Source organism: Nitrosomonas sp., from assembly GCF_040240425.1.
Classification (GTDB): Bacteria; Pseudomonadota; Gammaproteobacteria; order Burkholderiales; family Nitrosomonadaceae; genus Nitrosomonas.
Genome location: NZ_QPHG01000013.1, coordinates 1 through 12,256 on the forward strand (window position 1 = coordinate 1; position 12,256 = coordinate 12,256).

Below are 12,256 nucleotides of genomic sequence, written 5' to 3' on the forward strand. Positions count from 1 at the left end.
CGGCGCTATGCGCCAGCAGGCGTTCGATCAGCAGCGCCGCTGGCGGCGACAGCCAGTAGCTGATGTCCAGCAGAACCGGTTGCGGCAGCTGGAGCAGTTGGGGTTTTATTGCTGGTGATTGCAGTAAACGATGCAACCGTTGCCGCCGTTCAGCCACTTGCAGCCGCAGCACGCTCGACGCAAATTCCGCGTCAATCAGCTTTGCCTGTTGCAGCGCCGCTACGATGCGGAAGTACAATGCTTCATGCACCGGCCGGGTTTGTTCCGCTTCAGCGGGCTGTGGAGCGATCTCCGGCAATCTGATTGCTTCTACATTCTCAGTCTCTTTTATTGCCTCCAATTTTGCCGGTTCACTGTGCGCCCCATCCGCTCTCCCCTTTGCCTGAGTGCTCGCAGCAAGACTTCTCAGCAATGTATGCAATGCACCGGAAGTGTTGCGCTGCGCCAGCGCTTCATGCCAAGCCTGTAATGTAACTTGTGCATCGGCTTCGCCCGATACACCACGTGCAAGCGCTTGCAAATAAGCCGCCGGTGCAATATTGGCAGTATCCTCAGTCAACAAATAACGCATGCTGGCCGTCCATAAGCACTGTTCCCATTGCTTCTGGCTGCTTTGTTCAACCCGGGCAGTCGCCCGGTATAGCGTATCCGCGTGCGCCAGCAGATGTTCGTTCAGCACGGCCGCTGGCGGAGCTAACAAATAGGCAATATCCATCCGGATTGATTGCGCCAGCTGATTCACCCAGTCGTGTGCGGCTATCGCACGCAATGCAGTCCGTAACCGTTGTCTGAGGTCCGCGGGCTGAATACTTTCTTCTATAGCCGCGAGACGCTCATGAATCAGCCCTAATCTACACAGTTCCGCCATAACGGTGACATACAGCGTCTCAAAACCGGTTTGGGGTTGCGGCGCCATTGGCTGGAAAGTCGATCCGGTACTCACCGGTTCCGCGGTGATCGGCTTGTCCCGATTTTTATGGGCAGAATCGTTTTCAAGCAATGTTTGCTGCGGTAACGCTGCAATCGCTTTCGGATCAATTTTCCGTTCTTCTAACTGGCTCTCCGGCAGCGGTTGAAAGTCAGCCGTTTGCGCTTTATCACCAGCTTCGCCTTGCACCAACACGTCATACCAAGCCCGTAGCGTGATCTGCACACCAGTCTCGTCCGATACGCCGCGTGCGAGTGCCTGCAAGTAGATCGCCGGTGTGATTTCAGCAGTGTCCAGGGTCAACAGATACCGCAGGCTGGCAGCCCATAAACGCTGTTGCCATTGCTGCCGGTCATTTTGTCCGGTTACCCGGTATAGCGTGTCTGTCTGCGCCAGCAGGTGTTCATTCAGCACGGCCGCTTGTGGCGCCAGCAGGTAAGCGATCTCCATCCGTATGGATGGCGGTAGTTTGTTCACCCAGCCGGGTACGGCTATCGTGCGCAGTGTCATGCGTAACCGTTGCCTGAGTTCAGCCGGTTGAGTGCTTGTCTCAATCGTTGCATGATGAGCGTCGATCAGCTGCGCCTCGCGCAAGGCTACGATTACTGTTGCGTACAGTGCTTCATCGCCTGCCAGGGAGTGTTGTGACGTTGATCCAGTTGCTGATTCCGTTTCGGCTTGTTTGGCTTGTTTGGTTTGCTTGCCTTGTTCGTTCCAATCCTCACGGGCATTACTCGATTGGAAAGGTGTTTGCTGCGACTGGATTGCAATCGCTTCCAGGTCGATTTCCCGGTCATGCAGTAGCTCTTCCAGCAGCAGCCGGTAGTAGGCTTGCCGGTCATTGGCGCGATCCGCGTACTTTTCTATTGCTTGCAGGAAGGTGTGCCGGTCGGCAGTGTCGCTGGCGGATTCCATCCGCAGCAGTTGTTCAACCAGGCTGTGCAGTTCGATTTCGTCCAGTTGCGCTGCCGTTACATCGTAGCGGCGGTTGCGCAGGTCTTGATACAGTTGCCGCAGTTGCGCCGGGTGATTGGTTGCTAACGTTTCCAGCAACGCGCTCAGACTGTACCCGGCAGCCGGTTGACCGGTTGTGAAACGTTGCTGAATCTGCCAGTAAGCAGCATGTGCTTCGCTTGCTGGGTTTAACTCCTGAACGGAATGCGGGGTTTCTTCGGTTGTCCGCTGCCATGCCGGTGCGCCGCCGATGAGCGTTCGCAATAACGCCGCTATCGCGCTGCCGGTTTTGCTGTGTTCCAGCGCTACGTGCCAGGCGCGCAGGGTCGTCTGTAAGTTCGCTTCTGCTGGAGAGACAGCGCGCACGAGTGTTTGCAAGTAAGCAACCGGATCGATCTCTGTAGCGGTTTCGGACAACAGATAATTCAGGCTCGCACCCCATAGCCGCTGCTTCCAGTGTTTTTGCGTTGCTTTCCCGGACGATCCGGACAACCGATACAAGGCGGCGCTATGCGCCAGCAGGCGTTCGATCAGCAGCGCCGCTGGCGGCGACAGCCAGTAGCTGATGTCCAGCAGAACCGGTTGCGGCAGCTGGAGCAGTTGGGGTTTTATTGCTGGCGATTGCAGTAAACGATGCAACCGTTGCCGCCGTTCAGCCGCTTGCAGCCGCAGCATGCTCGAAGCAAATTCCGCATCGATCAGCTTCGCCTGTTGCAGCGCCGTTACGATGCGAAAATACAATGCTTCATGCACCGGCTGGGTTTGTATTGCTTCAGCGGGTTGTGCAGTGATCTGCGGGGGTTGCACCTCCTCTTCCCAGCGCTCGCTTTCTATCCCTTTCGTCTTGCTTCGTGCTGCATCCCGATCGTCATTCCGGGGCATCGGCAAAGCTGAGTTTCCTGTGGAATCTGCATGCGGATTCCGTGCATAGGCATTTTCCATGGCCAGCAATGCGTCATGCAGTAAGCTGCCGGTTCTCCCTTCGTGACGAAACTGCGCGGCAAATTGGCGGATTCTTTTCAGCAGGGCGAGTGATTCTCGCGCTTGCGGCGGTGCAATTTCCCGGAAAAGGCGATCCAGTAAAGTCACCCGGTTAGCCTCAGGCTGGCCGTTTTGCAGCAGCATCGCCAAGAGCTTTTCCCAGGCAGCATTGACCGCCTGTGTTTGAGCGGCTGGCATGGTATCCGTATGTGACATTGCTCGTTGATATAGCCGCAGGAAATCCAGCAGCGGATGCGCATAATCCGGCGTGATACGGCTTAAAACATCCTCCAATGCACTGCGTGGAAACTGCGAAACCAAGCGGTTAATGACTACCGCTCTTTCCGCAGACGGCAAACGTTTGAGCAGATGAACCCAAGCTGCGCTGGCGCTGTGTTCCCGCAGCACTTGCTGCAGCATCTTTTCGTGCACATGCCGATCCGCCGTGTCCATAGGCCAGGGCATCCGGCCCGTCAGCAAAAAATCCTGCAATTTTTCCAAATCTGTTTGGATTTTACTTAACCGCTGTACCGGCAATCGGGTTGGCAACGTCTTGACCGGTATCGATCCGGATTGCGCAAAATTGCTTTGCAGCGCGCGCAGCTGGTCGCTCAACTCTTCCTGCACGCGCTGAATCAGTTCAGCATAAAAATCCACGCCGGGAATATTGCCCAGGTCAATTTCCACCCGATCCAAACGCCAGACCGCATCGGTCTCATCGAATTCATCCAGGATTGAATCAATGGCAGGCAACAGCTTTGCTGTCAGGAAAGCATTCATTTCCGGCTCGTGTTCGTTGGCTAGCGAGAAAGAGTCAAACGAACAGTCAAAAATAAATTCATCAATGCGGTGCGTGCTCGACATAGTATTAAAGCCAGCATTCACAATCGGTTTCTCCTCTGTTTTTCAGCAGAAAAGAGATTATTCGTTCCGATGCTCTGTTTAGTTGCTTGAAATTATCCTGATGGTGATCGAGGTTGGCCTGCTGTAGACAAAATAACCAAGTTTTATAGCGTTGCTCGAGATCCTGCATCGGTACAAAGTCGAGCCAGTAAAACTCGGGGAGAATATGCGCGGGAAGATTCTTGATCACCGTTTCCTCGGCAAATTTACGGAATGCGGTATTTGCAAACCTCGCCGTCCAGGATGGGAAAATCACGCTGACACGAAAATCAAAAAAATCTTCAGTACCGGGGATAGCGGTAGCAACATCCTTTCCTCGATGCCGCAGCAGCACGTGCTCGATCATGTGAAAACTCTCGCATGCGATATTCAGTTGTGTAATCGCGTTGCAGAATTCATGCGCGTATCGAACCGCATCATCCCGGTTGCGTTTGCGGCTCAACGGCCATAAGCGGGTATTCTGTCCGGACTTCAAACACACGGCGGTATATTCCCTGGTGCTGATCAGCCGGAAATTTTTTATCTCGACGCCATCCTTAAAAACACCGTAACCAAACGGCGGAAGCTTTGCGGGGATAGCAATTTGTGCAAATTTTTCTTCCTCGAATACGACCGGAATTGCGCGATCTTCCATTTTCTCCGGTAAGAATTGCACACTTTCCGCCAGAATATGATCGGGAATCAGGCGGCTGTTTCTTTCCGCGAGAACATCGGTGATTAATGCAATGCGATCGAATGACTGCAATCCCAGCAGAATACTGATCCGTTTATGCGCACCGGCGAGATTTTCTTCCAGCTCGCCATGGTGTGGGTGCAATACCGGTTTCAGGTAGTTAAAACCCTTCGCCCGGTCGCGCGTGATTTCCCGGATGCATTTCAGATAATTGATTTTGTTCTCGATCACCCACTTGGCTTGATCGGGCCGCCGGTAACAATCGAATTCCTGCAAGGAGCGTTGCGGATATTGTTCGCCGTACATCGCCAACACCGTATCCAGCACGCGATTCCTGCGCTCGGTGAAGCGATCGTAACGCTCCAGAATCTTGGACAGTGTCGTCCGGCTATGATGATTGCCATCCGCATACAGCGATTCGATGCCGGGAATATTCCGGTCATCGAGAAATTGGGAAAAATAGGACTGTTCCAACCCGGAATCGAGCGAAAACAAGCGCGGCATTTCTTGCAGATGCTGCAAGTAATCCGCCATCAATTGCTCGTACGGAAAGAGGTATGCTTTGAGCTGCTTTGCCTTTGCTTTCACGTCAGGCGATTCCGACTGCGGAATACCGTAGCGGTTAATCCCGTAAACGGCCGGAAAATGATTCTGAATCGAGTAATAATCGGGGGATACCCGCCGCTCTCCTTTGGGCAGCGGGATTAAATGCGCAAACGACGGGCGATTATTTCTGAATGCATGGTATGCAAAAATTAATTTCTTCAGTTCCAGACGCGTTTCTTCCAGCAACGCTTCGTCTTGCGCATTCTCGTAGGGTGTAAATCCCGTCGCCTTGCCGTCATGATTCTTGCGGCTCACATCCTGGGGAAGCACCAGCCGCAATAGTTGTTTCGGCTTGCCGGATTTAGGAAAACACAGATCGGGAAATACGTAGCGCGATGAGTCATAGGAAATGCTGGTGTACTTCTTGTTTTCCTGGTCAATCAGGTATAGATCGTGCACCTTGCTCACACCATCGATTTGACTGATCAGGGAAATCAAATCGACTACGCTGAGAATCTCCTCCGCGCCTTCAAAGCACCGGTCGCTGATAAAACCATGCCTTGTCAGCGGGCCGGAAAAAACCTGTTCGTAATTGCCCGTTTGACTCAGAATCGATTCATAGCGGTCAATCTGAATGCCGGAAGAAATGTAGTGGGCGCATTGGAGGAAGATTTCAGCATAAATTTTGGCGCTATTGTGAGCCGGTTGTATTTCGATCTCACCCGCCAGAAAATAGGGCACCGTATGGATAACTTCAACGCGATGAATATCCTCGCACAGATTGCGATGCGCGGCGAAAACAGACCGGATTCTTTGTATGACGGCCTTTTCATCGAGTTCCCCGGCGCTTTGATCCGGTGTATTGATTTCTGAAAACAAACCATCGCCGATTCCGGCCAATATTTTATCCAATCGGGATAACACACTCCCGAAGCGCGACAGGGGAATAACCAGCTTTGCCAGCAACTCACCGCCATTGGCTATCCAATCGTCCGGGTTTGATTCGATCGCAGCCAGAATATTTTTTAACGCATCGTTGAGTTTCGCATAATGAAATACCGCGTCCAGCTTGAATAACACTTCGTTCAACCGGGTACTCAAATCCGTGCTCAGCGATGAATCCATCAAGACCGACCAGATGGAGCCAATCTTGCTCCAGATATCGTCGACACTCGATAAACTCGCATCCAGTTGATGCAGGATATCGCCTATTTGATCAGCCAGTTGCTCGTATGCCGGTAACGGCAAGTCAATATCAGCCGCAAAATCGCGCCCTCGTTTTAAGTTTTCGTGATCAGTGTCCAGTTGATGGCCGAGTTGATCCAGCAGCGAGCGAACATGCTCCGAAGCGATATTGATCCGTTCCAGCTTACCGGATAGCTCGCTCAGATTCTCATCTTGCTTGGGTGAATCCGCCCGGCTTTGAATCAGCTCATCGTCAAGCTTCACAAATACGGTGTAAAGACCGTTGGCTAACGCGTTCTCTTCCGTCGCGCTGGGTTCGAGCCAGACATAATCGATTTCCGGAATAGCGTCGTAGAGAATTTTCTGATAATCGATTCCGGTCACTGCGGCGCTGGGAAGAATTTCTTCCGGCGAGTAGAGCGCTTGCTGCTGATAATCGATCGTTCCTTTTGCACCGGTCAAATAATCCGGCACGGTAAATCCGGAACGGTAAGACAGATCGGTCAACCCATAGCAGAGTTGTTCCAGAATGGTAACGCCGGGATCATGCAGGTTATAGTCGGTCCATAGGTCACCGGATAAATCCTGAACCTTGCCGATGGCTTCCTTGCGCAACGTTTCAAAATCCAATCCATCGGGATCGATCCGGATACGCGGTATTTGCTCAGAGGCCGGCATACTCTTGCGAAGCTGCGAATGAATGCGGGTTGCTCAATTGCGCCTGGATTTGCTGGTGCAAACCGGACAGCAATGCATGGACGCGATGATAAGGCAAATTCCCCAGCGCCTTGATGGCCAGTGACAGTTCAGCCTCGATAAACACAAAGCGCTGCCGTTCCTGCGGCGCGATACCCGGCGCAAACAATTCATTGGCTTGTTGATTTAACTTGCCGATCAGTTCGAATACGGATTTGAACGGCAGCTCGGCCAGCGCTTCCAGCAGCAGATTGCCTTCCTGCAAACTCAAATGAATGACTAGCATGCGCGCGGACATTTATTTGCCTTCCTGTCTTTTGCGTAAAACTTTGGGGTACGCCGATTCCGGCTCTTTTTCGCTTTCATACATCACCGGGTCATACCATAACCGGGTAATGTAATAATTCACCCAGATCTTGTCACCGTATGACGATTCCACACGAAGCTGTAGCGTGTATTCAAAGTTTTCGATATTCGCGCCGCGCTCCCAGCGTAATTCGAGGCGATTGCACTTCGCGCCATAGTGCGCCTGATGATAGGTGATCTGGCTCTTGTCGTTATAGGCGTTGAGCGCGAAAGCATGCATCAAGGCATACTTGCCGTCGGCATCTTTACCGCCGACACCGGCCATCACCTCGAAGGCCTGACAGCCGGTCAACGTTTCGGTGATATCGTGCCAGTTTCCATCCGCTGGCACCGGCAGCTCTCCGCGGCGTCCGACTCTGCCATGCGAAGCGATGGTACCGGCGACATCCAGTTCAAAGCGGGGATTGTCGGTATTGATACCGACACCGGCTGTTATCGCATCGCCAGACTCGGCGCTGCCATCGGTACTGCGCAATGTCAGAATATGCGGGTTATTTTTATTGCCGAAGCTCAAATTTCCCGTTGCTTTATCGATACCGGCAGACCACATGGCACTAAGCGTTGCCATATTCTGATAAAAACTCATCAGCTTGCCGTCGCCCAGCTGAAAAATTTTCAACCCCTCTTCGGCGGTTTTCTCGAATCCATCATCAATCAGATTCAGCGTCGAATCGATTAAATCGGCAAATGCCACTTCAGAAGGCATCCTGCCATTCTTGAATTTGGCTTCTAGTGTTTTTCTATCTTTTCGCGCCATTTTTCGTCAGAAATTATAAAAGTACTGCCAATCTCGAGTTCGCCGATGCCGGTGATTTGCGGCTCGATTAAATCGTAGCGATCGTCCATCTCGATAAAATGCTGCTTGATAGGCGCCACGATACTCCAGGGATAGACCGGAATAATATCTTTTACTTCCGAATCCTCCGGTTTATCCGCGCTGTCTAACAGGTCGAAATAGTCTTCGCCCGCCGGTGCAATTCGCAGTATGGAAAGATTGGTGACACGATCGACATAATCGAGACTCTGGATAAAAGACTCAATATCATGTTTACTGACCATCCAGCCGAAGTGACGGGTATACCCTATGGTCTCGTTCCACGGCGACAGAAAATCCGTGATCGCCTGATTCAAACGCTCCAGATACATACCGGCCAGTAATGGATTTTTCAGCTTGACCGTGCAGCGCACCTGGATGACTTCGTAAACCGGGTTAAGGATATGCGCAGTCACAAAAGGCGGCACATACTGGTTGATAAAATCCTGTATTTCAGTAATCAGGTGACCATTCAGAAGCGGCTTCTGCGTGACACTTTCGTTCTGAGCGAGATAAGGCACCACCACCATCAGCACATGGCCGGGACTGAAGCGCTGCCTGATCACAAAATCAGGGCTCATGCCAGGAAAACACTTAACCTTATAGATTTGCGGAAACTGCTCGAGTATCAGCAGCTCATAATCGGCTGGCAGCAACGCGCGTTTTTTATGCCTCAACCGCTCGCTGACACGAATGCGCAGATGAGCGCGGTCTTCCGCCAATCGGCCGCCAAAAGAGGGTTGAATTTGTTTGACGGCGCCTATGCCCGGAATTGATTTGCGCGCACGCGACACCGCACCGGCCGGTAAGCGGATGGAATTGCCCGGCACGGCATCCTGTTCCAGATGCCGGCTGGCTCTTAACGCCTGCGCATGAATTGAATACAAACTGCAAAATTTTTCCAGATCATGATCGGACGACACCCGCAACCAGGATAATCCGGCCGGTAACACGGTATTGTCCTGGGAAATATCCGCCGGAATATTCAACGTGATTATTCCCGATCTCATGAACCGCTGCGTGGAGTCGGATACGATCTCTCTAGCGCTTAGCGCAACCCATTGGTTATCCGTCAGATAAAACCACTGCATCTCCTTCAGCGAAGCGGCTTCTACCGGCAATGAATTCTCCCGCAAATAAAAATATAGCGTAATCACACCGCCACCGGTCAAACCTTTTAAGCCAATTAATAAATTCCCGGAGTGGAGAAATTGCGGCAATAAATAATGGGCTTGATCGGCTCGCATAGTGACATTTTTCCATCCTAGCGGATGCAAATAAATCATCCTCTCTTGCAGCGCCGCAACGCAATTGACTTCTTCCTTGCCCATGATCATTTGCGCAGAAGCTTTATAGTTGACTGCGATGGATGTGATCATCGGTGTGTACGGCGGATTAGGCACGTGTTTAAGAAACTTGGCATGTTTCTGTTTGGCGTTGAAAGTCAGTACATTAGCCAATGCAGTGGGATAATCGCGGTGACCGAATGCTTGCCCCGGCGCCGCCAGGGTGAATTTGAAGAAGCCTCGATGCGTGGAGGGCGTGTAAGCGAATTCTGCCAAAGCATTGCGATATTCAAAAGGACTCCAATAGGAAATGACCGGAGCACACGACAATTTACGGTATGCGCTGACTTCACTGCCGCCATCCAAACTGGCTTTAATTTGAAAAAGAGAATTGACAACCGCCGCTTTGGCATTCTCCGGCAGCCATTTGCCATTTGACAGTACCGTTGTACTGACCCGGAAGTCGGTATCGCCGAAAGTTTCATAGCCCCGGTAATGGGTTTTAAAACCGCCGATACCGGCAGGTAAACCGCCCCACTGGATCTCGACATTGAAATCCGATAATTGCTTACCGGCCGCTTCCGGGCAACCCACGATCAGATACGAACCAACCTCCGGCAGCGGGCCAAACGGCGCAAACGGCGCGAGCGGGGATAATTGTCCGATGTTATTGTGCAATTGCACCGTGCGGCATCCTTCCACCGCGACATCAATGCGGATCGAATCCAATTCCAGCTCGCTCAAAATCCCATAGGGATATAAGTAGCTCTTGGGATTCAGAACCAATCGCACCACAGGCAATCCGGTTTCATAACCTTCGCCGTGAATTTTGGAATCGTAGGGAACAACCGCCGGAAAGTTTTCCGGCAGGAAAAAAGTAAGCGTCAGGCTATTTTCTTCCTGCCGTTGTTCAACGCCTGAGTAGGATGGCAGATACTCGGCGATCTCCCGCCACCCGCCTTCGGCCGATAAACTGATAATGAAAATATCCCGGAACGCTTTGAAAAAAGCTTGCTGCTCTTGAACCGACCTTTTTTCATCGGCACTTCCAGACAGTTGCATGGCTACCGCGATTTTCCGGATCCATTGTTCCAGGGTGATTTTATTATCACCCTCCAGTCCAGTGGCGTATTTCATATGGATAGAGACCGTCCGCCGTCCTTCTTGTAACCACAACGCCTTGCTGGCCAGCGCAAACCCGATGCGGGCATGCTGCACCAGAATGGTTTCCTCTCCTTTTTTAGGGGCGCCGAATAATGGGTACATCTGAACATTATCGCTATCTGGCGCGCTATCGCCGGCTAAAACCGGCACATCATTCAACCAGCCGCCAGTAGGAATCTGCCGGGTGATCGCGCCCGCTTGATCATTCAGCACAACCGATTCGCACAAACCATTTTCGGGAAAATTTAATGGATCACGCTTAAAAAATAACGTATGGATAGCGCTCACCGAGGCGTCGTTTATCAAAACATCGTCGTCAGCGGTATAAATAATATCCTGCTTGTTCTCATCCTTACCCGCCAGAAATTCCGTTCCTTTCGGTATCAATACGCTGTGATTTTTTTTGTTGGGAACGAGCGCCACATAAACATGATCGGGTGTGAAACCACGTGGCTGAACTTTGAGCACCTGGTCGTAATAAAAATCGACATAGTTCAAGGTGAAGCGATTAATTTTATTGTGCAGTTTCTGAAACAACTGCAAAAAGGCAAGCAACAATCCTGCGGCGGGTTCATGATCCTTGCTGGTTAACGATACGGACAATAATTTTTCCGCACTGCCTTGCACCATCTCAATGGCTTTGACGAACGCATAGAAACTGGACCGGATAGGAACGGCATCGGCGACATCAACCGCCGCATTGGTGTGACTGAGCGCGGTTTCTTCCGTTACTTGCAACAATGTCATCAAATCGCGGGAGAAAATTGTCTCGAGCGTGTGACGCGAAACATGCTCAGCCAAATATTGCCCGAGCACATCGATATCTTTCCTGAGTCCGGTAATGACGCTTTCCAACACCTTGCGCAATTCGGTACCGATGGCATTTTTTGTCCGCGCCAGTAATTGCAACCACCGGTCCAGCAACCTGACCGCAGTATAAGACGACATCATATGCTGGCTGATTTCTTTTGCGGACAATGCACGCAATGCCTTTGTCAATTCATCGTCAGCCATATTGCCCTGACCGGCAGCGCCGGTCACCAGCTTATCCAGATCGACAGCCAGAATCGTGGCAATGACAACCGTCTCGTCCAGCGAGAAAAAATGCGCCCAGGTTCCGTCTTCCCGATTATTCAGGTTATAAAACTTCATCACTTGCGCATATTCAACCAGCAGCGCCAATAAGGTGTGAAAACGCATATCGGCGACGTTGAAATAATCCTTCTCCAGCGCCGGTAATAATCTTTTCTCCTGATTCTTACCGTCACTGATGTGCAGATGATATTGTGTTGACCAATCGGTGCGAAGCTTCATTCACCCAGAAACCTTATAATTTAACATTCGTGCCTTCAGTGAAATAAAACGGGTACACGATATTGTGGCGGTTATTTGTGGTCCGCACGATGTAGGTAATATCAATCTTGATCAAGCCATTCAAGATATCTTCCTGGTTACCGGAATCCACCCGGATATTTTCCACCACCACGCGAGGTTCAAAAAAAAGTATCGCGCGCTTGATCAGGTCAACCATGACCGTGACCGTCGTTTCATTAATCTCTTCAAAGACCTGACTTTTTAAACCGCAGCCGTATGTGGGTTGCATCACGCGCTCGCCGGGATTGGTCGATAAGAGGATATACAAGCTTTCATGGATATCCTCTTCTGCCGACACTTTCCGCATCGATCCATATTGACCGAATTCAGGCGGAAATCCCCAGCCAGTTCCCAGGAATGATTTATCGTCGGTACTCATCGATTTG

Annotated in this window: 6 protein-coding genes; all 6 read right to left on the reverse strand. The window is 51.4% G+C overall.

Annotated elements, in window-relative coordinates; all coding sequences use genetic code 11:
* Positions 1 to 3,727 (reverse strand): contractile injection system tape measure protein (locus DU481_RS06620; RefSeq protein WP_350133434.1); only part of this gene is annotated, 3,727 nt, incomplete at its 3' end.
* A 4-nt stretch (positions 3,728 to 3,731) separates the two neighbouring features.
* A complete protein-coding gene (locus DU481_RS06625) occupies positions 3,732 to 6,848 on the reverse strand; it encodes a baseplate wedge protein (RefSeq protein ID WP_350133435.1) in 3,117 nt (1,038 codons plus the stop codon).
* Positions 6,835 to 7,164 (reverse strand): hypothetical protein, encoded by a 330-nt coding sequence (locus tag DU481_RS06630; RefSeq protein WP_090318262.1) that lies wholly within the window; start codon positions 7,162 to 7,164, stop codon positions 6,835 to 6,837. Before DU481_RS06630 ends, DU481_RS06625 begins: the two co-directional genes overlap by 14 nt.
* Entirely contained in the window at positions 7,165 to 7,989 is an 825-nt protein-coding gene (locus tag DU481_RS06635; protein ID WP_350133436.1) for a hypothetical protein, read from the reverse strand.
* Positions 7,962 to 11,810 (reverse strand): baseplate J/gp47 family protein, encoded by a 3,849-nt coding sequence (locus tag DU481_RS06640; protein ID WP_350133437.1) that lies wholly within the window; start codon positions 11,808 to 11,810, stop codon positions 7,962 to 7,964. Before DU481_RS06640 ends, DU481_RS06635 begins: the two co-directional genes overlap by 28 nt.
* A gap of 13 nt (positions 11,811 to 11,823) precedes the next feature.
* The gene (locus tag DU481_RS06645; protein WP_350133438.1) at positions 11,824 to 12,249 is read right to left on the reverse strand and encodes a GPW/gp25 family protein; all 426 of its coding nucleotides are present in this window, start codon (positions 12,247 to 12,249) and stop codon (positions 11,824 to 11,826) included.
* Between the last annotated feature and the right edge of the window lie 7 nt (positions 12,250 to 12,256).